The following is a 22,813-nucleotide window of genomic DNA, read 5'->3' on the forward strand; positions in this document are numbered from 1 at the left end:
ACCACCTTTCAGTCAAATTAAATAATTACGTCCGATTGACTATAATAAAACTTTTAATTAATATATAACACTTTTCGGCAGGGGCGTTTTCAGCCGTCTGCCTGCCAAAAAATGTATTAATTTCTTATTCAGCCGCTGATGACGAATCGTCTGCTGCCTCTAATGTAAAATCCGGAAGCCTTGGAAGCATCATAAGATTCATCGTCATATTTCCCTCGATCACATCTTCGTTTACATTTGTTATAGTGCAGTTCGTAACGACAAGACTCTTCTCATTGTTGGTCGTAAGCTTATCAAGAAAAGCCTTCAAATCTTCAAATCTGCATTTATATCCAAACGATACAGTATAGTTTGGAACAGTTGCGGCAGTCTCAACCTCGGTATTGGCTGGAGCGGCAGAAGACGAATCCGAAGCTGAACCGGGATTGGCGCTTTCTATCGTTTCGTCAAAATCAGTCTTTACTACCGTACTTGTATAGCCGAATTTGTCAAGTACTACCGTTGAGTATGCAGATATAGTCAGACTGTCGTTCTCGATATTGTCCTTGTCAAGCAAGGTATCTACAATTTCACATACCTCGTCGGTCGAAAGAGTATCATAGAAATTGCTGGCCAGCTTGGAAACCTCGCCGAATGCTTCTGTTGCTTTCTGCTTAAGATCAGCTTCTTTCTCTACCTGCTCTTTTTTCTTTTGATATTCAGTATTTTTATCAGCATATGTCTTGCTTGCACTGTTCATATCCTCGAACGCCGGCTTTATAAACAGCATGATTCCTGCGACCCATACTAAAACGACCAATAGCGACGTTAAAAGAACCTTGTCACGATATGTAAGTTTCATTATTCCTCACCCTGTCCTTTCATATAAAGCTGAAGCGATGTGATAATTACCGGATCGTCACCCTCGCCCGTTCCGGTATATCCGCTAAACTGAACGTCGACAAAATAATTAAGATTCTTTATTGCTTTTACAAAGCTAGGAGCGTCAAGCTGTTTTGTCAGCTTAACGTTTGTGATCGTTACAAGACCCTGAGTTTCGTCGTAGGTAAAGCCCTCGTATTCAATGTTTGAACCTGTAACCGAATCGATCTGGTCAAAAACTTGCTTTTTAAGCACAGGAAGAGTTGAAAGATTATTTTTGGCGTTTTCAACCTTTGTCTTATAGTTTGCAGCTACATCAAGAAAAACATGATACTGCAAATTTTCATTGATTATATCATCGCATTCCGCAATGCTCTTTTCCGCAGCAGCAATGTCGTCTTGTATATTGCTCTCTCTCATATTGATAAACAAAGAGATCGCAGCGATAGCTATTGCCGAAGCGCATACGACAACTCCCGCTGTTATAAGCAGCGAATTAAGTCCTGCGCTTGATTTACCGGTCGACGAGTCGACCTCAAGAAGATTTATACGCTCCGTCTGCTTGTTTCTTTTATAGAGCGCTCCGATAGCGTTTGCAAATACAGTAAACTCAAAGTTTTCATAACCGGTTATCTGAGCCGGAACTCCCAATATCGACGCCTTTATATCCAGTCCGTCCAGCGCGTCTACAAGCTTTATGTAATCGTCTATCTGTCCGTAAAGTATAACGTTGTCAAGTCCCGGGCCGCCTCTCGCCTTATTGAACTGCTCCATTCTGAAAATATTTTCATTTAGCGCTTCGATAAGGTAATCCTCCGACTCATAATCCTCAGGAGAGATAGGAACATACCTTGCAAATGCCATCTGTCCGTTTTCAAACAAGGTAAGTCCGAGAAAGTTATTGTCAAGCTGACATACCAGCAGCGGCATTTTTTCAATATTCGACTTATCTGCAAGTACTATTCTTGAAATAGAGTTACAGCTTATGTTAACAGATTTAAGATTCAGTCCCATAATGTTGAACAGCTTTCTGAACGCCTCAACTATAGAACTTGGACAGGCGGTGGCAAGAACCTTAAGTGCACCTGGATTTTCCTCCCCCGCTTCTCCTACTATAGTATATGAAATCGAATACTCGTCGGTTATGCCCATTTCCTGACTCATATGATTCTGTACCATGGTCAGAAATTCGTTTCCCTTAGCTTTAGGAACTACAAGCTCCTTAAAAACGATGTTGCTGGAAGAAAACGTAACGATCGCGTCCTTATCATCCATCAGATCAGCCTTGAGATTCGTTGTAAGCAGCTCAGCCAGACCGGAAAGATTTATTACCTCTCCGTTCATGATCATATCCTCCGGAACGTCTACAGTCAGAGATTTTTCAATTCTGATCTTATTAGCGGAGTTATCGCCCATTACGATATTTATTTGCCTATCAGATATGTCAAATGACAGCATTTATCCTTCACCTCATTTAAAATTTATATACAATATTTAAGCGTTTTCTATTCCTTCCATTCCGCCGTAAAGCATCGGGAATATAGCTACCAGGCACAGACCGATGGCAAGACCCATGATAATTATCATAAGCGGCTCCATAAGACCAACAAGTCTTTCAACAGCTGCGTCGGCTTCTTCTTCATAATAATCCGCTGTTTTCTCAAGAATATCGTCAAGAGCGCCGGATTCCTCGCCGACATAAATTATCGAGCAGAACATACCCTCAAATATTTCAGTTCTTGAAAGCGACTGCGAAAGCGGTGCGCCCTGCTTTACCTCGTCAACGACCTGAATAAACAGCTTATCTACATATGTATTTCCGAGTATCTTTGACGAACGCTCAAGGCATTCGACCATTGAGATACCGCTTGAATAAAGGGATGAAAGAGTTCTGGCAAATCTTCCTTCATATATCTTGACCATAAGCGGGCCAACCGCCGGCATTTTGATCTTTATCCTGTCAAACCAAAGCCTTACCGATTCAACCTTCAAAGCGTATATCCAACCGATAATTATTACTACAACAGCAGCTATAAGTATGTACCATCTCGCCTTGATAAAGTCGCTGAATGCGAACATTCCTTTCTGGAGCGCATTCATATTATCCTCGCCCATCATTCCGGCAAACTGAGGAAGGATAAGCGTAAACATTCCGATAACCATTACTATACACAGCAGACCCAAAATAATAGGATACGTCATTGCGCTTTTTACTTTATTGTTCAGCTTGTTGCTGTTAGCATAGTAGTCGCTCAGACGCTGCATCGTTATATCAAGGTTTCCTGCGGATTCGCCTGCATCGACCATGCTTATGAAGAAATCAGGAAAGCTTCCCTTTCTCGCCTCCAGAGCCTCGGTAAAGGTAGAGCCCTTGTTAACGTCCTCATAAACGCCGAGCCAGGTTTCCTTTGCTCCCTTGTTTTCCTCTTCCCTATATAGAATATCCAGAGCTTTAACGATCGTAAGACCGGAAGACATCATTGCCGCCAGCTGACGGCAGGAAAAGGCAAGAGCTTTGGTTTTAAACTTATACACGCTCTTCTTCGAGCCTCCCAGCGCTTCGCTGTAGCTTACACAGAACCAGCCCTGCTCGTGTATCTTGTCAAGTACCTCCTGCGCATTTTCCGCTTCTATCGTACCTTTCATGGTCTTTCCTGCGGTATCTTTAGCAACATAGGTAAAATTTTTCATTTTTCGGTTACACCTCCACTGTGTAAATGCGTAACGATGTTTTTTATCACGAAACCAACACAAAACGCATTTTTATCATTATAACATTTTTCCTCATAATAATCAAGGAAAAAATGAATATTTTTTATAATTTAATTGACAAAATACAAGGACGTTTTTTATTGAAACTAACCAAATACAGTAAAACAAATATTAATAGCTTGTGTCAAATAAACAAAAATCCAAAGGATACGCTTTACTCTGCACCGTCTGGATCAGTCTGCAATGACTCCGACCGACGCAATATGACCGGGTGCTTTCTGACATAAAGCCTATACGAAAGAATATACATGAGCAAACAGGCAATAAGGATCAAACCTATGCCAAGTGCGGCGCTGAGCGTCAGATCGATCCCCTGAAGTCCGTTCAGCCATTTGCAGGGGAAATAATAAAATTCGTAAAACAGCCTGCCCTTCCCCTCAGCGCTGAAAGAATCTCTGAAAATAACAGGTATAAAATAAACCATAAACATCAGTATCAGCGCAATGCTTACGTTTATACTGCTCCACGACTCATAGGCGGCATGACGTCTGCCGTCGTCAAAGAACAGTACTGCCAGTAAAACCAGCATGGTAAGCCACGCAACAACGGAACCGCTGACGGGGCTCAGGAAAAAATTATTTAAATTATTCATCGATTCTGGTACAAGCGACGCAATTATAGGAAAGAAAATTTTTCCGAATACAAGAGCAAGCGCCAAGGAAGCCAACAGCAGACCTATCCGTGCCAGCGTATAAAGCAGAAATTTCAGCGAATCCATTATATACCTCCATTATTCGTGACAAGAACCTTAATTATTGCAATTGCACAAATTTCAACACTTTTATTATACCATATCTATTTAATAAATACAATGGTTTTTTGTTTTTTAACACAGCTTTTTACCGATTTGTCTGATTTGTCATCATATTGATCCGATCAGCCTTTTGAGATCCGCTTACCTGCGTCAATATCCCAGAACTTCCTTTACTATTATAACTTTAAAGCGGTTTTTCTTCCTCTGCCATGAAGATACGAGATAATTGCAGCATACTCTTCCCTCCGAAGCGCAGCCGGACGGCATATCTCCGCCCTTTTTCAGGGATATGCATTCTCCGGTTTTTGAGCATGGCGTATCGCAGCCGAGCCGTATACAGTTAGCAGGTGCGGCACAGGTTTTAACTCTCTTTACCGCCTCGTCCAGATCCCTGACTATCTTATTTATCCCTACTATAAATATTACCGACTCCGGGCCGTAGCAGATAGCCGCAACACGGTTTGAATTGCCGTCAACGTTATAAAGCTCTCCGTTTTCCGTGACTGCGTTCGCAGATGTAAGATAGGTATCAGCAAAAAACGCCTTTCGGTAAAGCTCCTCCGTTTCCTCCCTGCTTTCAGCTTTTGAACGGTCAATAAAGTTGTATTTTCCGCTTCTCATAAGCTCTGTAACTCCGCTTTCCGCAAGAGTTGCCGAGCCGCCGCAGGATATGGTTTCTCCCTCTTTCAGAAGGCCTTCGATTATCCTTACCGCTTCCGAGCTGTTTTCGGCAATATAGACCTCCATATTGTTCCTGCGCAGGTTTTCCGCAGTTCGTTCAATTCTCCCGCTTATTACAGCTTTCATATTTGCGTCCATATATAAACATATCCTTTCAATAAAATTATTATTTTCAGCTGCCGTTCTTTTGTTCAAAAAGCCTCTCAGCCGCTTCCCGTATTCCCTTATGCTCAGGCATTTCAAGCTTCGGGTCGATTTCCTCAAGACGCTTCGCCGTTTTCTGAGCGAGCAGCAGAATATCCGTATCCTCCGCCATATCCGCAATTTTAAGCTTCGGAAGCCCGTGCTGCCTGCTGCCGAAAAAATCCCCCGGACCTCTAAGCTTTAGATCCTCCTCTGATATTCTGAAACCGTCGGAGTTCTTAGCAAGTATCCTCAGCCTTTTTCTGCTTTCCTCAGTAACGTTATCGGTAATAAGTATACAGTAAGATTTATATTTTCCCCTGCCGACACGTCCTCTCAGCTGATGAAGCTGCGAAAGACCGAATCTGTCGGAATTTTCAACGACCATAACTGCGGCATTGGGAACATCTACTCCAACCTCGACTACAGTAGTCGAAACAAGCAGGTCGATCTCTCCGTCCTTGAACCGCCTCATTACTGATTCCTTTTCTTCGGAGGAAAGCTTACCGTGAATAAGACCTACCCTGTAATTTCTGAAATCCTCTTCTGCAAGCTTTTTTGCATAGCCTTTGACGTTCTGTATATCAAGCTCGCTCTCATCTACCGCAGGACAAACTATATATCCCTGCCTGCCCTCGTCAAGCCGATCTTTTACAAATCCGAACGCACGTCCCCGAAGCTTTCCCGTAACCGCGTAGGTTTCAACAGGCTGTCTGCCCTTTGGAAGCTCTTTCAGTACCGAGAGGTCAAGATCCCCGTAGATCATCAGCGCAAGAGTTCTAGGAATAGGAGTAGCCGACATTACAAGACGGTGTGGATTTTCTCCCTTAGCCGCCAGCATTGCCCGCTGTTCTACTCCGAATCTGTGCTGCTCGTCAGTTATGACAAGTCCCAGATTCTGAAACGCCGTCGACTGCTGAACAAGCGCATGAGTTCCGATAACTATCTGATATTCACCCGATTCTATCCCTTCCTTTATCTCCCTCTTACGCTTTGCAGGAAGCGAGCCTGTAAGCAGGCATATCTTTATACCCAGCGGTGAAAGAAACCCGCTAAGCGTATCATAATGCTGAGCGCACAATATCTCGGTAGGAGCCATAAGCGCAGTCTGATATCCGTTCTCAGCCGCAAAATATGCTGCTCCAGCCGCCGCCGCAGTTTTTCCCGAACCTACGTCGCCCTGTATAAGCCTGTTCATAGGATATTCTTTGCACATATCCGCGGCGCAGTCCTCCGCCGCCGACCTCTGACCTGCGGTAAGCTCAAATGGAAGCGCATTGTAAAACCGCTCCATTGAAACAGGACGCATTACACAGCCTGTACGCCTGCGGTTTTTCATTTTCAGCATATGCATACCAAGCTGAAGCGAAAGCAGTTCGTCGAATACAAGACGCCGCTTTGCAATATTCATTGAATGGATATCCTTTGGAAAATGTATATTCCGATAAGCAAATTCAAGTGAACACAAGCTGTTCTCTCTCATTATCTCAGGAGGAAGCGGCTCGTAGATCGCCCTGTCAAAGGATAAGAGAGCGCTGTGTATATTCTGTCTCAGTATCTGCTGTGAAAGTCCGTCTGTAAGATGGTAAACAGGAATTATCTTATCCTCGCTTTCAGCAGAAATAAACATAGGCGAGTTCATTTCTTTCCTTATCATGTTTCCCGTTATCCTGCCGTGTAGGATATATTCTTCTCCGACTGAAAGCTTGTCGAACATAAACTCGCTGTTGTATATTATGATCGTCAGATCTGCCGTTGAGTCGGTAAATACCGCCTTATAGACCGCAAGACCCTTTCTGATCAGTGCAGGAGGAAGCTTTTTTACTATCCTGCCCCTGACAGTACATATCTCGTTGATAGGACAGCTTCGTATCTCCTGTGCCGAAGTATAGTCTGTATAATCTCTGGGAAAATGGTTCAGAAGCTCATAAACAGAGCCGATCCCCAGCTTCTGATACAGCTCAGCCCTTTTTGGTCCTACGCCTTTAAGATACGTTATCGGCTTTTCAAGCTCAGCCAGCACAGCCGTCCCCCCTTTGCTGCTATATTATACTATAATAAATAATAGCATAATTTTATTAAAACTTCAAGCGATAATTTCCGCTTCCCACGGAAATCGATTTTTATTTTTTTACTTGAACTTTAGTTGAGGTCCGTATACTCCGCCCTCTGAAATGTACAAAAAACCCTCCGGCTAGTCAGACCGAAGGGCTTTTCGTATTGAGAAGGATATGTTAATTTGATTCGGAAGAGCCTGAGGCAGCTCTAAAAGCATCGGTAAGTTATACCGAATCATCCCCTCAGGCTCCCGAACCTGTTCAGAGCGTATTGTCACTTTCCGACGCATTGTCACAGGTTTTTACGCGCCGGCAGTTTTTCTCAGTAAGCTTATAGTACATTTTTACCGCTGTAAGCTTAACTGCCGTTACTGAAGCTATAGTAAAAATGCAGAGCAGCAGCGCAAATATCATAATTCAAATAATGCTCCCGCAGGAGCATACCTCCTTGGAAACTTTTGAGCATACCGATTTTACGTTATGCTGCGGCGTGCCGGATACCTAATATTATTTTATGAAAGCCGCATGATTCTGTGCAGGTTAGCTTTGGCTAACCCTAATAATTATTATACATATTCCAGCTGAAAAGTCAATAGCGTTGTGTGTAATTATTTAAAATCTGTATAACTGCACATATTTAAGTTATCCTAAGCTAACTTATCTTGTGTATAATTGACGTATTGTTTTCTGTAAAAATAAAAAAGTATAAACCATGACAGTAAACTTTATTATAAAGCTTAGGCAATAAAAAGGCGGAACCGGAAAATTACCGGCTCCGCCTTCAGGAGAAAATTTAAAAAGCAAAATTAATAGTTTTCAGCCTTTACCTGAAAATAAGACTGCGGGTGATTGCATACCGGGCAAACATCCGGAGCTTTCCTGCCTACTACTATATGTCCGCAGTTCCTGCACTCCCAGATCCGATCTCCGTCCTTGGAGAATACCAGATCTCCCTCAACATTTTTGAGCAGCTTCCTGAACCGCTCCTCATGGGTCTTTTCGATATCCCCAACTTTCTCGAAAAGATAGGCTATATGGTCGAATCCCTCTTCCTTTGCTACCCGAGCAAACTCAGCGTACATATCTGTCCACTCGTAGTTTTCACCCTCGGCAGCGTCAAGAAGATTCTCCGCAGTTGACGGGATTCCGTCATGCAGAAGCTTGAACCATATTTTAGCATGTTCCTTTTCATTGTTTGCAGTTTCCTCAAAAAGCGCGCCGATCTGCTGATAGCCGTCCTTTTTAGCCTTGCTTGCATAATATGTATACTTATTTCTCGCCTGTGATTCGCCGGCGAACGCAGTCATAAGATTCTGTTCAGTTCTTGTTCCCTTTAATTCAGCCATAGTGATCTCTCCTTTTATTAAAATTTCTATAAATATAGTATACCAAAGTTTTTGTTAAATGTCAACATTATTTTATTAGAACCGAAATAAATTTTATTGATATTGATTAATTTGTTTGACTTAAATATACAATTGTATACAATAAAGCCGCTTTTTATTATTTGTTTTTTACTATTAAACCATAAACAACTTTTCTTCTCCCCTTTTTCTTTTTAATGTTATATTTAGCTATGCTGTATTACTTTCCGATACGGATGCCGAATGTTATTTTTTCAATGAAAAACGCTCCTTCAGTGTTGACTTCTATTTGCAGGCGTGATACAATAAAACAAATATACCATAGAAGAGGTTTTAATGTGGAACGATACCCTGTTACTGAAAAGGATATGAAACTCATAGCATCAGGATTGGAAGTTTTAGGGAATAATTTTAACGATGGCGTATATGATCATACTGTCGGCTGTGCTGTTTTGTGCAAGAACGGAAATATATACAAAGGCGTAAACTGTGACGGCATTCACGGCTCTTGTGCAGAGTATATTACCATCGGTATTGCAATATCAAACGGAGAAAAAGAATTTGATACAATTGTCGCCGTTCATGAGAAACATCTCAATTGCGTTATTCCTCCCTGCGGTAATTGCCGACAAATGCTTTTTGAATACTGTCCCGACATTAAGGTAATTTTAAATGACGAAAACGGCAATTTAATTAAGGTTAGTGCGAAAGATTTGCTGCCTTTTGCGTGGCAGCCTGTTGTATGCTGACCTCATCTTACACACCCCCGTTCCGGCTAACCTCGCCTTTACTGCTTATAATTTAATTTTATATTCAGTATATAACAATAATTCCTGAGTTAATGAACCTGATAACGGAGGATCAAATGATTGCAGAAAAACTGAAATACGGAGATGAAATACGAGTTACAGCCCCCTCCGGAAGTCTTTCAAGAGTGCGTGAGGATATTTTTGACAGGGCATTAACCTGCCTGACTTCACAAGGATTTAAGATCACGTTTTCAAAGCATAGCAGAGAAATGAACGAGTTTAATTCTTCTGATATTATGTCAAGAGTAAATGACTTGCACGAAGCTTTTCTTGATAACAATGTAAAAATGATAATTGCCTGTAGCGGTGGCTTTAATGTAAATCAGCTATTAAAGCATTTAAACTATAACATAATTCAGAGCAATCCTAAAATTCTATGCGGTTTTTCTGATATTACCGCGTTATTAAATGCAATATACGCAAAAACAGGTTTGGTTACTTATCACGGTCCGAACTTCGGCACCTTTGGGTTTGAGACCGAGGCTGAATATACTAAAGATATGTTCTTTAGGTGCGTTATGAACAGTGAACCTATCCTGATCGAACCCTCAAAAAACGCAGATAATTACAGCATAATTCAAAAAGGTGTTTGTGAGGGAGAAATTATAGGCGGTAACTTATGTACGCTGAACCTTTTGCAGGGGACTCAGTATATGCCAAGCATTAAGGATAAGGTTTTATTTATTGAAGACGATAATATTATGGGTGATTATTTTGTCTATGAGTTCGACCGCAATTTGCAGTCGTTACTTCAGATTTGTGAGGCCGAAACCATTAAAGGTATCGTATTCGGCAGATTTGAGGAGAGCTGTAAGCTTGATGTGTCTGTTATCAAAAAATTACTCAAAGACAAGATCAGTGCGAATATACCCGTGGTGTTCGGCATAGATTTCGGTCATGTATCTCCTATGATAACATTTCCTATCGGCGGAACTGTAAAAATGACCGTAAATACCGACGATATAAGAATAAAGATATATAACCATTGATAAAAAACAGGGCATTTCCCGATCTCCGAGACACTATTGTCTCAGCAACTCCTTGATCATTGAATTATTTTTCCGCTGAGCCGATTGGTTATTTACTTTCCGATAATACCGTTTCAGCGACTCGGATATGCTGCGATCTCAGTCCTTCGTACAAGCCTGCCGCTTACACCCCTCCTATGCTCTGCAAACAGTGCTTTTTCAGCGGTGTCCTTTTATTGCCCGATTGTTTCCGCAGGGCAATTTAATAATTTGTACATTTAAAAGAAATTATGTGTTCACTATATTTTCGCCCTGTACAAACCGTTTATAAGCCATACAATATCCATACATATGTTCCACGTGGAACATTTTATGTTTTTCGGAAAATCACCGCCCTCCGAGCCTTAAAATATTCAAATTCATCACTGATGTTCATATAAAAAACTGCCGGAACTTAACTGTCGGACAGGAAACGGACAAACTTTTGTCCGCCTATGTCACGTTAAGCTTCGGCAGTTTATTTTTTATTACTTAGTAAGATCGCCTTCCAGCGCTTCAACATGAGTAGGAGTATAGCAGGCTGACAGCGAAATTGAAAACAGTACGTCCGTTGCGCCGACATTCTCCATAAAATCCTTTGCATTTATATCCATATATCTGAAATCGCATACATATATCTTTGAAAAGCTGTGAGTAAGGAACGGAACCAGAGCGTTTCCGTAACTGTCCTTCATTATCACAAGCGTTCTTCCGTTCTCGCAGTCAGTAGTGATCTCGGTTATCTGTTCGTCGCGGTTGAGTATTGCCGAATAGCAGTTGACTCCGCTGGCGTAATCAAAGAACAGCGAACCCTCATAGCCGTTTTCAAAAGCCGTATCATAATACTTTACCGTATAATCGTTATCCGGCTTGTAGTAAATAAACGTGTCTGGATTTTTATTTAGCTCCTCGTCATAATCACTGTATGCGTACATCGTACCTACAAAGTCCTCTATCTCGCATTTTTCATAGGTGCTTAACGCCGGGAAATCGACCCCCGCTTTCTGAGCAAATACCTGAGCCGCATAATAAGCTCCTCTCGGCTGCCAGTGATGATCCGTCCTCGAATAGATATACTCATTGGTATGTTTTTCAAGCGCACTGTAAACGTTGCAGTCGATAATTCCGCTGAGATTCAAGCCTATATTTTCTATACAGTCTTTCTGATCCGAGAACGAGTTCTTTAAATTGTCAGGCATATAGAATGCCGACGAAAGCGGTATGCTCATATTATAAACGTTAACTCCGCTTCCCAGAGCTTCTTTATATGCGTTTACTGCCTTTGCGTATTTCTCTCCGTTCTCAAATATTCCGTAGAAAGCACTCATCGCCCGTACATTTTCGCCTGAACCTGCAACTATAACATTTCCTGCCCATGCTCCGTCGTCAAGCTTGGGCTTTTCTTCTTTCTTTTTAGTTGTGGTGGTTTTCTTCTTTGAGACCGTTGTTGTAGTCTTTGAGGTTTCCTTAGTAGTTACGCTTCCGGTAAATGCGGTCACAGTTGTTGTAGCAGCCTTTTTATCCTCGTCAAGCTTTTCCTTTTCAACAGCAGAAACTCCGCCCTTTATCTTGACGTCGTTTATATGTATACCCAGAAGATCCGAAAAAACGCTGCTGAATTTTTTCAGCTTTTCACGGTTCGGTATCGTATCGGTATAATATTCGGTTATTCCTTCGGTATATTCTCCGCTCAGATATGAAGAAAGGCTGAATTGAGGAAATTTTGCAAGATTACGGTTTTCTGAATTGATAAAGCCGCTTTCCCTGTGCATAAAGATAAGAGAAGCTCCTACACCGAAAATAACCAGAATACAGAGAACCGAATTGATCATATTAAATCCCTGCTCTAATTTCCCGGAATACTCTTTTTCATCTGCCGATATACGGGAGCTTTTTCTCTCCTGCTGCTCGCTGCTGTTGCGCAGTGTATTTTCCTCGGTACAGTTTCCGTTTACAGAAAGCTCCACCGTTTGCTTAAAGCCGCTTTTTTCAGCTAAAGCAATAACTGTCCTGCCTCCGGAGGCCCTCCCGGGATTTTCATCATCGGGCAGTATCTGAACGGGAGCCTTGGGAACTCCGTATTCTTCATAATATTCCTTTGGTATTTTCAGCACGAAATTATTCTTAAAAGGCTGAGTTTTAGGCTCTACAGCCGTTATAGGCTTGAGCAGTTCAGATTTATCAGAGCCGTTTTCGACAGCGGAGGTATTTTCATCCGGCTTTTCATCGTCAAGCCAGATACTTTTCCTTACAGGGATCACAGGTTCATCAGTCCAGATGCTTTTATTGACTTTACGACGCTTTGCGACCTCTTCCAGCATCTTCTCATAAACATCATCCGAAACTTTTTCCTGTCTGCCGTTCTTTTCAGCAGGCGCATTTTTTTCGGTAAGACCCAGTCTTTCAAGGCTTTCGTTATAAGCCTGCTCCAGTCCGCTCATATCGGGAACGCCGAAATCGGAGCTATCACGCTTCATATCAATTTCCTTATCGTTTTCCATTTATTATACTCCCCGCTTAAAATCTAAAATACAGGAACGGATTATTGGTATTATTAAGAAGCAGCAGACTTCCAGCGATAAGCACCGCCAGATTGCAAAACAGTCCTGCGGTCCTAAACGCATAGTAAGCTCCCGCCCTGCTCTCAGCCAGCTCCTTTAGCTTCGGGATAACCGGACAGGAAAGTATAATTGCCGCCGCAAAGATAAAAATATTATTGATAAACAGATTATTCGTAACCGCGTCGGTAAGCTTATTTCCGTTTGCGCCGACAAGAGCCTTGAAGAATGTTCCCAGTGAACCAAGATCCTCAAAGTAGAATATTCCGAAGCCTACGGCTATTACAAGCTTGCTGTATATATGACTTACCGCAGCAGGCCATTTTTTCATACGCTTTTTTCCTATCCACATTTCAATACAGATAAAAAGTCCGTAATAAAGACCCCAGAAGATAAAATTCCAGCTTGCTCCGTGCCACAGACCGGTACAGAACCATACCAGGAACAGCCCACCGTATTTTCTTCTTCTGCCGAATATAGGAACATACAAAAGATAATCACGGAAAAATGAGCCAAGGGATATATGCCATCTTTGCCAGAACTCGGTAATACTTTTGCAGATAAACGGATATTTAAAGTTTTCATCAAAATGAAAACCGAAAATTCTGCCCAGTCCTATAGCAATATCAGAATAGCCGGAAAAGTCAAAATAATACCAGAGCGCAACAAGAACCGCTCCGTACCATGTTCCGAAAACCGAAAGTGTCTTTACAGCCTCATAGCCGTTATCAGACGTACCGAAGCAAGCCGTTACTACGCTGTTGAGATTATTGGCGATAATCACCTTTTTTCCGATACCGAGAATGATCCTGCTGAAGCCGTCTGACAGATCCTTGGCGGTCGTTTTCCTGCTGTCGATCTCCTGAGCGATAGTCGAATATCTTACTATAGGGCCGGCTACAAGCTGAGGGAACATTGAAACGTACAAAAGAAATTTTGCAAAGCTTTTCTGAGCTTCAACCTTTCCCCAATAGCAGTCAAGCGAATACGAGATCGTCTGAAAGGTATAGAAGGAAATTCCGATCGGAAGCGCAATTTCCGGAATTTTAATTGCCGTTCCCAGAAGAGCGTTTATATTCTCGGCGATAAATCCGCTGTATTTGAACACTCCGAGAACTCCGATATCAACCATAAGAGAAAAGGCAAGAGCCGCCTTTGAACCTGGCTTGCCCCTGAACTTTTCAATGATCAGTCCTGTAAGGTAATTGAGCAGAGAATACCCTATTAGCATACAGACCCAGACCGGTTCTCCCCAAGCATAAAATACAAGGGAAAACGCTATAAGCACACAGTTTCTTATCTGCGTTTTTCTTGTAAGAAAGTAACAGATAAGACACAGCGGCAGAAAGAAATAGATAAAAAACAAATCCGCAAAAACCACGCCGACGCTCCTAACAAATTTATTGCATTCCGAAACTCAGCACAGATAAGCAGAGCAGCCGCTTAAATTTGCCATATTTCGCTGAATTCCGATATATTATTTATTATATCATTCTTAAAGCCCGCCGTCAATAGAAATCAGTCCATAAATTTACACAGTTTTACCGTCTTATTTTCAGTGATTTTTGCCATATTTCAGCAATACCGTGCCGACCGTTCAAAATCAGTATCGCGAAAAACCGATCTTTTAAATGCATTAAATAAACAAAACGGACGTAAACAGCCGCCTCCCCTGCATTATAAAACAGCCCTGACAAGCTGCTTTTGCATGGAATGTCTGTGTCCGTCCGTTATCTTTTTTCAATTGCTTCAGTCAACGATGCTTCTTACCGGAGCGTTGTCTTTTTCTTCTTTTTCCTTCTTCTTCCTCTTCGCCTTTATTACAATATAAACTATAAAGAGTGCAGCGGAAACTGCAAGCATAGCAAGAATGGGGTAGTAGTGCAGCATATACTGCTTATCCAACGTTTTAAGCGCCTCGTCAGCAACATATGAGTTTTCAAGCTTTCTGGTAATATTGCCTATTATATATCTTCCTCCGTGAAGAAAGCTTAATGTTCCGGCAAGGCACAGCGCAAACTGCACTGCGTATTTGCTGAAAAAAGCAAAAAACAGCGCGGCGGCACACAGTATAATACCAACGCCCATATAGACTCCGATCCTTTTAGGAATATCGTATAGCTCGCCCATTACTATACCGACGACAGTTACTCCTCCGTAAAAAAACGCGGAATATCCGAAGGGAACAAGCATTAAAAGCTTTAGTATAAGCGTTACGGCGTTATCCGCCCTTTTCGCCCTTTTTCTAAGTTTTTCGGCAGCTTTGCTCGGTTTCTGCGCTGCTTCACAGCGTTCGTCAAGCTCCTTTGATTCAAGCTCTCTTTTTAAATTAAGCTGTTTTTGGCTTTGCGCTTTCAGTCTGTCCTTTTTTGACATAATACACCTCTGTATATGTATTAAAATATAAATTGCGGCTGATAATACTGATAATATTTTTTATTACAGCTTTATTATTGTACCACACATAAGCAAAAATATCAAGTGCGTCTGCCTTTTACTCTAATAAATAAATACCAAAGAAACTTTTTTCAGTTCTTCCAAAGAAAAATATACTTGCTTTGCGGTCTGAATTAAAAACCGGACGCAGTCAACAATAAATTTGTACAAGCAATAAATAATGCGGCATTTGAAAAAAGAAAGGACTGGTTAAGATGGGTAGATTTTTTAAGGGAGCGGCGGCGGCGATAGGTATAGTAACGATCGGGATCATGGGACTTGTAGGCTTTTACTCCTATACTCTTCCTGATTTTTACTATGTATCTGACGGAAATCAGCTGACGGTAAATTCTGTTTTTTCAATTTCTTCCAGACCGTCTGAGCAGACGCTTCAGGCAGTCGAAGCATTGGAGGGCAATACAGCGATGAACACTCACGATCGGGAGGCTTCTTTATCCAAACTTGAGGACAGCACCTTAATGCTTTTCGGTACAGTTCCGATAAAGGATGTTCAGACGGGACAGATTTCAAGACCGAAGCTTGTTCCCTGCGGACAGCCGTTCGGAATAAAGCTTGTTACCGAAGGCGTTATGGTAATTGACCTGGAAAGGTTTGAAGGCTGCTGCCCTGCTTCCGAATGCGGGATAAAAAAAGGCGATGTAATAATTTCAGTCAACGGAGTAGGCGTAACAACAAACAAAAGCATCAGCGATATTATTTCCGGCTCCAAGGGAAAGCCATGTACCGTTGAATACAGAAGTGGTGATAATGAAAAAACCGCTACACTGACTCCTGTATACCACGACGGCTCATACAAGGCGGGAATGTGGGTAAGGGATTCCTCGGCAGGAATAGGAACTCTCACCTTCTACGATCCTTCTACCGGAGCTTTCGGAGGCTTGGGACATCCTATCTGCGATGCCGATACTAAGCTTCCTCTTCCTCTTTCTCAAGGTTCTGTCGGAGAGGTCAGGATCACAGGCTTTAACAAAAGCGTAAAGGGTGATCCCGGACAGCTTCTGGGCGAATTTTCTTCATCTGCGTCTGTAGGAAATATAGATTTCAATAATGAATCGGGAGTTTTCGGAACACTTAATTCTCCTCCCAGCAGCAGCAAGCCTATAGAGCTTGGCTTTCGTCAGGAAGTCCATACCGGAGAAGCGGTAATTTACACAACGATAGATAACGGAAAACCAAAGGAATACAAGATAAATATTGAAAAAGCAGACCTAAGCAGCGACGCTGAGCATGACCTTATAGTAAAGATAACCGATCCGAAGCTGCTTGAAACGACCGGAGGCATTCTTCAGGGAATGAGCGGCAGTCCTATTATTCAGGACGGACGGCTTGTAGGAGCAGTAACTCATGTTTTTATTGACGATCCTCAGCAGGGTTACGGTATATTTGCCGACTCAATGTACCGTCAGTCAACCAAATGCGTCGACCCCGAACTTGGAATGGCAGGCTGACAGCTGCATATTTGCGTGAAATCAGCGTAATTTGCTCATCTTTTGCAATTAGAATTTTGTCGTTTCATACAATAGTGTGTCTTATAATCAAGAATAATAAGTGTTTGTTATATTTTATGCTATTTTTATGTTATATATGCACAAATCAGTCGATAAAAAATTGACGTTTTTTCTAAAAAAGTATTGATTTTTAAATTTACCTGTGTTAAAATAAGTCTAGTGAAGAAATAACTCAGCTGATAGTTTCTTGAAAAGTTTCTAAATAACAGCATTGAATATTCTGTATTTACAAAATAGTCGACGATTTTAGTTTTACAGCAATGCAATGACCGAGGCTTAAATCTGACAATTAAATTTACGGAGGAAATAATTATGACAAACAAAATTAAAATTCTTATCGGTGACGATTCGGCACAATACGGCGTAAGCTGCGCTTCAGCTCTCAGAGCTATGGGCTTCTTTGTAATAACCCGCCCAAAGGACGGACTTACTATTTTTGACGCGATCAAAAATGAAGTTCCGGATGTTGTTATCATCGAAGCGGTAATGCCTAACCTTGACGCTATCGAGCTTATTAAAAAGCTTCAGGCTTCGTCCTATAAAAAACCGCTGTTTATCGTTACAAGCGCTTACGAAAATTCGTTTATCGAACAGCAGGTCATGGCGGCAGGAGCTGCGTATTTTATGCTGAAGCCGTTTGACGTCAAGATTCTCGGGGAACGCATAAAAGCAATGCTGGATATTGACACCGACATAACCTCCGACATGAGCTTTTCCAAAAACAAAGCTAACCCTAACCTTGAGATAATAGTTACCGATATTATTCACCAGATAGGCGTACCTGCTCATATTAAAGGATACCATTATCTGAGAGAGGCAATTATTCAGTCAGTTAATGACAAGGAAATGCTTGAGAGCGTTACAAAGCTATTATATCCCGCTGTTGCTAAAAAATTCAGCACCACTCCCTCAAGAGTTGAACGCGCGATCAGACACGCAATAGAGATAGCATGGGACAGAGGAGATATAGATACGCTCAACAGCTTTTTCGGCTATACTGTCAATACCGGAAAGGGCAAGCCTACAAACTCAGAATTTATCGCTCTTATTACCGATAAAATATGTCTTAAATACAAGACCACAATGCCTGCGTAGAGCAGATAAAAGAAAAAAGCAGCCGGCAGCTGCCTTTACAGAGCTTCTGTAGGTACAGCTGCCGGCTGCTTGCCGGTTTATATTAATTTTAATTCTGCAAATAAAAAAGGGACGGTTGATCCGTCCCTTAAGTATTTTAAGCTAAATTACTTAAGCTCAACAGTTGCGCCTGCATCCTCAAGCTTAGCCTTGATCTCCTCAGCGTCAGCCTTGGAAACGCCTTCCTTAACAGCCTTAGGAGCGCCTTCAACCAACTCCTTGGACTCTTTAAGACCAAGACCTGTGATCTCCTTAACAGCCTTGATTACAGCCATCTTAGCGTCACCGAAGGAAGCGAGAACTACGTCGAACTCAGTCTTCTCCTCAGCAGCAGCGCCTGCACCGCCTGCAGCAGGAGCAGCAGCAACTGCAGCAGTTACGCCGAACTCTTCCTGAATAGCGTCTACAAGCTCAGCAAGCTCGAGAACGGAAAGTGTCTTGATATCTTCTACGAATTTCATAATCTTCTCTGAAGCCATGATAATAATCTCCTTTTAAATTTAAAATTTCCGGGGATAACCCCTCAGCTTACGCCGCACAAATTAAGCGGCGCCGTTCTCCTTGTCCACAACAGCCTGCAACGTAGCGGCAAGCTTCTGAATAGGACCCTGGAGTGAACCAACGAGCTGTGCAAGCAGCACCTCTCTCGACGGGATCTTTGACAGAGCCTTAACTCCTGCCTCATCGTAAATTTCTTCACCGATAAATCCAGCCTTCAGGTTAAATTTCTGACCGTTGCAAGCCTCGGAGAATTTACCGAGAATTCTTGCCGGAGCAGTCTGATCATCATTTGAAAGAGCAATAGCGGTAGTACCCTCAAGTACGTTTGTAAGACCGTTAAGACCTGCTTTTTCCATAGCAAAACGAAGCATAGTGTTCTTTTCAACAAAGTAATCTACGCCTGCCTCGCGCATTTCCTTACGCAGCTTAGTGTCCTCCTCAACCGTAATACCCTTATAGTCAACGAGTACGCCGGCTGTGGAATTCTTCAGAAGCTCAGTCAGCTTTTCAACCTTTTCCTGCTTTACGCGCAGAACCTTTTCACTTGGCATAATAATTTCACCTCTTTGCAAAGCCGCAGGAACGGCTTTTGATTCGCAGCGCACTAAAAAGAAAAATTCCTTCCGCCAAAAGACAAAAGGAATATACAAGCAAAATATTTATTTGCTATTCCTCCTCGGCCGGACTTCTGCTTTTCAGCTGCCGACTGTCTTTAGATACGAATGCAAAAATAATTATATCAGACTAAATACAAACTGTCAATAGTTTCAGAAAAAAATATATTAACATTTCGTAAATTCTACTTCCGATCGTAAGCGTCCATCATTGATAGTATCTGAGAGTTGGTTATTTTCTCTGCCAGCAGCTGTTTGAACGCAGCGGTTTTTTCTTTGCCGGCGGCTTTCAAATCGCCCAGCCTTGCGATCAGTTCCTCCTGCCGTCTGCTTATATCTTCTCTCATTAAATCAAACGGGCAGCCTTTTTCGTCTTCAAGAATATTAAGCGTTTTCTTCATCGAGCTTAAGAACTCGTTTTCATTTGAATTTCTGAATAAAATAAAGTCGTCCTCAAGCTCAGGGTTGTCAAGGTAAACGGGACGCGAAAAGTCCTGGGTTTTTATATATTCGTCCCAGTTTGCAAGCTTCCAGGTATCGCGGTCGGAATTGCGTTTTATCATTCTCCGGCGGCAGACCTCTATATCGGTTTCTACCCAGATAACCGTCAGTCGGATATTCTTTTTCCTAAGCTCCTCCGCAAGGTCTTTCATATACACAGGATCTCTTATTTCCCTTGTAAACGGCGCATTTATAAGCACTAAGCTTTCATACTCCAACGCCTCGAAGGCCAGCGCCAAAATTGCTTCATACTCGGCATTGCGGACATATTTTTCAAAAAAATCAGAGCTTCTGTCGTATTCCTCACACGCTGCCTCAAATATTTTTCTTGACAGCGGAATAAGCGTATCCTTATCGAGATAAACTATATGCCTGAGATTTTCCGCCAGCTTTTTGGAAACATAGGTTTTTCCGCTGGCGGGAGGAGATGTTACCAGAATAAGTCTTTTCATAACAGCTTTATGCCTCCCTTTCATAAAAATAAAAACACAGGTATTATTCCTTAATTATAAAAATTTAATACTTAAAAAAATAAAAGCAGCGATTATATGCGCCGCTTTATTATTGTACACGGATCAAGCCGATTTCTTTCTTCCTGTGTTTTCCTTCTTTTTTCGTTTTTTATTTTTCCTGATAAGTTCAAGCGGATCGCCAAGACGCTCCTTAGCGGCTTCGGTATCTATCGACGGTTCATCAACTTCCTCGGATTGCATCGTAAGGCTTGACATTTCCTGTAAAAGCATATTTCTTTCAAAGCGATCCGCAGCTTCCTCACAGGTCAGCGCTTCGCCGCTTTCAATATAAGACCTTATCTGACCTATATTTTTCATATATTCAAGCGGCATAAAGCTTATCCGCTTTTCAAGTCCTTTATAATAGTCCTCCTTCTGACGTATAAGCTGTGAATCTCTGTTTTTTAATATTTCCAACTGCTCTCCTATTCCCTCGTTTACCTCAGCCTGACGCTTTTTAGCTTCAGTAAGCCTGAAATGCTGAAGGCAGACGCCGAAAACGGCAAGAAGAATAAATGCCGACGCTCCGCCGACAGCAGAAATCATAAGCATACCAGTACCGAGAACCGCAGTCAGTATCCCGAACACAGCCGCTCCGGCAGCAAGGCACAAAGCCACCGATATGATCCTTTTTGATTTGAGATTAAAGGTTTTTTCAACATATGTATTATCATGAATATAAGTTTTAAGGTATTCTATATTTTCTTTGTTGATCCGAATTGCGTCCTCAAATTCATAGTAACGCGCGAAATAGGTTTCTGCCTGATCAATTTTCTCAAGTTCAGTCATTTCAGCCATGATCATTACCTCTTTGAAACAGTTTCGTGTTTTTAGTAAACAATTTTTCCATATTTCCTGCTAAGTATATCACATTTATATAGAAATGTCAATATAAAAGGTCTTATTTTTGTATAAAATATTTAAGCAATATACTTTTTGTTCCACTTGATTTTAGGAAAAACTTAGTCTGAAAACGAAAAACAAACGAAAATATTATAAATAAAAAAGAGCCGCACAATGCGGCTCCGTATTCCAGATATTAAGCGTTAAGCGATTTTGCAAGCTGAGATTTCTTTCTTGCTGCTTTATTCTTATGCAGAATTCCCTTTGAGCAAGCCATATCAACCTTCTTGATAGCGGTCTTTACAACCTCTGCCTTGTTGTCAGCGTTCTCGGCAACTGCTGCGTCAGCTTTCTTCAGAGCTGTTTTAAGATCAGACTTAACTGCCTTGTTTCTCAAAGTTTTTGCTTCAATAACCTTAACTCTTTTTTTAGCGGATTTGATATTCGGCATATCGGCACCTCCCTCATTCATTGAATAATTTTGCACTTATTTGGATAAACTAACTGCACGACTGAGAGGAAATGCAGCAGTCATTTAAACAAGTCTTGTAGATTATTATATCACAAAGAAATTGGAAATGCAAGTGCTTTTAACAAAAATTTTTGCTGTTTTAATCACTGATTATTGTGCATTTTGCAGAAATAAAGCCGTCTATAAAGATCCGGCGCAGAAATTCGCTTTATTTTATTATCATATTTAACGGAAAGGCAGGAAATATTATGTCAATACGCACAGACTTAGCTCTTGAATCCGCACAGCAGGTATCGCTCCAGACTCAGCTTGAGGGCGTATCACAGCTGAGGCGGAGCTATAAAAATATCAAGCTTGAAGTAACAGAAATTACTGTAGAAAGCGAAAAGGCAGCACACCTTTTAAAAAAGCCTGAGGGCAGATATATAACCGTAGAAAGCGCCGACGGACACTTTTCCTCCTACAGTGATTTTTTCGACGGAAGAGTAAAATGCATAGCAGACGAGATAAAAAGACTTTGTAATATCCCGGAGCGGGTACTGGTAGTAGGCCTGGGCAACAGGGCAATAACTCCCGACAGCCTCGGTCCGAGCGTTGCTGAAAAGATATTTGCGACAAGACATATAAAAAGACTTGCCAAGGATCTTGACACCTCCGAGCTTTCAGACGTAGCGGTGCTTACTACAGGAGTAATGGCTCAGACAGGCGTCGAATCCTCGGCTGCGGTAAAAGCGATATGCAATGAGATACTGCCACAGCTTGTTATAGTTATAGACGCTCTTGCCTGTTCAGACCTCAGCCATCTGGGAACTACCGTACAGCTGTGCAATACCGGAATCTCTCCCGGAAGCGGAGTTGAAAACGCCAGGAAGGAGCTTTCGGAGGAAACTTTGGGAATACCCTGCGTAGCTGTAGGAGTTCCTACAGTTACCGATATGACTACTATAGCCCATACAGCCTCAATAAATCCGCTTCCAGAAGAATTTCAGGGAATGATCGTAACCCCGAAAACAATAGATAACCTTATAATAAGAACCTCGGCAATGATAGCTGCAGCTATAAATAAGGTGCTTCACCCTACTCTTACCTTTGAGGAAATACAGTCCCTGATAATGTAAATATCGAACGTACAGACAGGCTGCTGAATAAACAGCCTGTCTTTTTTATACTCATTTTCGGCATGAAAAAAACCGCCGCAGTTTAAAAAAGCTTGTATTTTCTATTG

The 22,813-nt window shown here is 41.9% G+C and carries 21 protein-coding genes and 1 other annotated feature; of the genes, 5 read left to right on the top strand and 16 right to left on the bottom strand.

All coding sequences use genetic code 11. The annotated features are described in order from the left end of the window. Positions 1 to 124 precede the first annotated feature (124 nt). The 8 genes from ACYQ0H_RS07120 to rbr all read right to left on the bottom strand — a co-directional run bounded on the left by ACYQ0H_RS07120 (position 125) and on the right by rbr (position 8,654). Positions 125 to 841, bottom strand: coding sequence for a hypothetical protein (locus ACYQ0H_RS07120; protein ID WP_459812149.1), 717 nt, complete (start codon positions 839 to 841; stop codon positions 125 to 127). Further along, complete coding sequence (gene pilM, locus ACYQ0H_RS07125) at positions 841 to 2,319, bottom strand: pilus assembly protein PilM (RefSeq protein ID WP_459812150.1); 1,479 nt, start codon at positions 2,317 to 2,319, stop codon at positions 841 to 843. Before pilM ends, ACYQ0H_RS07120 begins: the two co-directional genes overlap by 1 nt. Positions 2,320 to 2,355: 36 nt before the next feature. Beyond that, complete coding sequence (locus ACYQ0H_RS07130) at positions 2,356 to 3,552, bottom strand: type II secretion system F family protein (RefSeq protein ID WP_459812151.1); 1,197 nt, start codon at positions 3,550 to 3,552, stop codon at positions 2,356 to 2,358. A gap of 235 nt (positions 3,553 to 3,787) precedes the next feature. Further along, positions 3,788 to 4,351 (bottom strand): hypothetical protein, encoded by a 564-nt coding sequence (locus tag ACYQ0H_RS07135; protein WP_459812152.1) that lies wholly within the window; start codon positions 4,349 to 4,351, stop codon positions 3,788 to 3,790. 186 nt (positions 4,352 to 4,537) lie between these two features. Then, entirely contained in the window at positions 4,538 to 5,206 is a 669-nt protein-coding gene (locus ACYQ0H_RS07140) for a lactate utilization protein (protein ID WP_459812213.1), read from the bottom strand. Positions 5,207 to 5,240: 34 nt separating this feature from the next. Continuing rightward, positions 5,241 to 7,274 carry an ATP-dependent DNA helicase RecG gene (gene recG / locus ACYQ0H_RS07145; RefSeq protein ID WP_459812153.1) on the bottom strand — a complete coding sequence of 678 codons (2,034 nt, stop codon included), beginning with the start codon at positions 7,272 to 7,274 and terminating at the stop codon, positions 5,241 to 5,243. A gap of 295 nt (positions 7,275 to 7,569) precedes the next feature. Next, positions 7,570 to 7,722 carry a hypothetical protein gene (locus tag ACYQ0H_RS07150; RefSeq protein WP_459812154.1) on the bottom strand — a complete coding sequence of 51 codons (153 nt, stop codon included), beginning with the start codon at positions 7,720 to 7,722 and terminating at the stop codon, positions 7,570 to 7,572. Positions 7,723 to 8,114: 392 nt separating this feature from the next. Next, positions 8,115 to 8,654, bottom strand: a complete 540-nt coding sequence (gene rbr, locus ACYQ0H_RS07155; RefSeq protein WP_459812155.1) for a rubrerythrin — start codon at positions 8,652 to 8,654, stop codon at positions 8,115 to 8,117. A 356-nt stretch (positions 8,655 to 9,010) separates the two neighbouring features. On the opposite strand from rbr, the gene ACYQ0H_RS07160 reads away from it, so the two are divergent. Continuing rightward, a complete protein-coding gene (locus ACYQ0H_RS07160; RefSeq protein ID WP_459812156.1) occupies positions 9,011 to 9,421 on the top strand; it encodes a cytidine/deoxycytidylate deaminase family protein in 411 nt (136 codons plus the stop codon). 116 nt (positions 9,422 to 9,537) lie between these two features. Then, positions 9,538 to 10,470, top strand: a complete 933-nt coding sequence (locus tag ACYQ0H_RS07165; RefSeq protein WP_459812157.1) for a S66 peptidase family protein — start codon at positions 9,538 to 9,540, stop codon at positions 10,468 to 10,470. 506 nt (positions 10,471 to 10,976) lie between these two features. Here ACYQ0H_RS07165 and ACYQ0H_RS07170 read toward each other — a convergent pair. The 3 genes from ACYQ0H_RS07170 to ACYQ0H_RS07180 all read right to left on the bottom strand — a co-directional run bounded on the left by ACYQ0H_RS07170 (position 10,977) and on the right by ACYQ0H_RS07180 (position 15,422). Continuing rightward, entirely contained in the window at positions 10,977 to 12,989 is a 2,013-nt protein-coding gene (locus ACYQ0H_RS07170) for a DHHW family protein (protein WP_459812158.1), read from the bottom strand. A gap of 16 nt (positions 12,990 to 13,005) precedes the next feature. Next, positions 13,006 to 14,427: an MBOAT family O-acyltransferase gene (locus ACYQ0H_RS07175; protein WP_459812159.1), complete on the bottom strand. Its 1,422-nt coding sequence runs from the start codon at positions 14,425 to 14,427 to the stop codon at positions 13,006 to 13,008. A 368-nt stretch (positions 14,428 to 14,795) separates the two neighbouring features. After that, positions 14,796 to 15,422 carry a hypothetical protein gene (locus tag ACYQ0H_RS07180; RefSeq protein ID WP_459812160.1) on the bottom strand — a complete coding sequence of 209 codons (627 nt, stop codon included), beginning with the start codon at positions 15,420 to 15,422 and terminating at the stop codon, positions 14,796 to 14,798. A gap of 275 nt (positions 15,423 to 15,697) precedes the next feature. Between ACYQ0H_RS07180 and spoIVB the strand changes: the two genes are divergently transcribed. Both spoIVB and spo0A read left to right on the top strand, forming a co-directional pair. After that, positions 15,698 to 16,951: a SpoIVB peptidase gene (spoIVB, locus tag ACYQ0H_RS07185; protein ID WP_459812161.1), complete on the top strand. Its 1,254-nt coding sequence runs from the start codon at positions 15,698 to 15,700 to the stop codon at positions 16,949 to 16,951. A 372-nt stretch (positions 16,952 to 17,323) separates the two neighbouring features. Then, the gene (gene spo0A, locus ACYQ0H_RS07190; protein ID WP_459812162.1) at positions 17,324 to 18,106 is read left to right on the top strand and encodes a sporulation transcription factor Spo0A; all 783 of its coding nucleotides are present in this window, start codon (positions 17,324 to 17,326) and stop codon (positions 18,104 to 18,106) included. A 146-nt stretch (positions 18,107 to 18,252) separates the two neighbouring features. Here spo0A and rplL read toward each other — a convergent pair whose 3' ends face one another. The 5 genes from rplL to rpsT form a co-directional block, all read right to left on the bottom strand. Beyond that, positions 18,253 to 18,624 (bottom strand): 50S ribosomal protein L7/L12, encoded by a 372-nt coding sequence (rplL, locus tag ACYQ0H_RS07195; protein ID WP_459812163.1) that lies wholly within the window; start codon positions 18,622 to 18,624, stop codon positions 18,253 to 18,255. 63 nt (positions 18,625 to 18,687) lie between these two features. After that, the gene (gene rplJ, locus ACYQ0H_RS07200; protein ID WP_459812164.1) at positions 18,688 to 19,197 is read right to left on the bottom strand and encodes a 50S ribosomal protein L10; all 510 of its coding nucleotides are present in this window, start codon (positions 19,195 to 19,197) and stop codon (positions 18,688 to 18,690) included. Positions 19,198 to 19,248: 51 nt separating this feature from the next. Next, positions 19,249 to 19,380, bottom strand: a sequence feature (ribosomal protein L10 leader region). Positions 19,381 to 19,445: 65 nt separating this feature from the next. Further along, positions 19,446 to 20,213, bottom strand: coding sequence for a P-loop nucleotide/nucleoside kinase family protein (locus ACYQ0H_RS07205; protein ID WP_459812165.1), 768 nt, complete (start codon positions 20,211 to 20,213; stop codon positions 19,446 to 19,448). Positions 20,214 to 20,336: 123 nt separating this feature from the next. Then, on the bottom strand, positions 20,337 to 21,071 hold the full coding sequence (locus tag ACYQ0H_RS07210) for a hypothetical protein (protein ID WP_459812166.1): 735 nt from the start codon (positions 21,069 to 21,071) through the stop codon (positions 20,337 to 20,339). Positions 21,072 to 21,312: 241 nt separating this feature from the next. Then, positions 21,313 to 21,567, bottom strand: coding sequence for a 30S ribosomal protein S20 (gene rpsT, locus ACYQ0H_RS07215; protein WP_459812167.1), 255 nt, complete (start codon positions 21,565 to 21,567; stop codon positions 21,313 to 21,315). Positions 21,568 to 21,836: 269 nt separating this feature from the next. On the opposite strand from rpsT, the gene gpr reads away from it, so the two are divergent. Further along, positions 21,837 to 22,706 carry a GPR endopeptidase gene (gene gpr / locus ACYQ0H_RS07220; protein WP_459812168.1) on the top strand — a complete coding sequence of 290 codons (870 nt, stop codon included), beginning with the start codon at positions 21,837 to 21,839 and terminating at the stop codon, positions 22,704 to 22,706. Positions 22,707 to 22,813: the final 107 nt, after the last annotated feature.

This window comes from Hominimerdicola intestinalis (assembly GCF_054655215.1).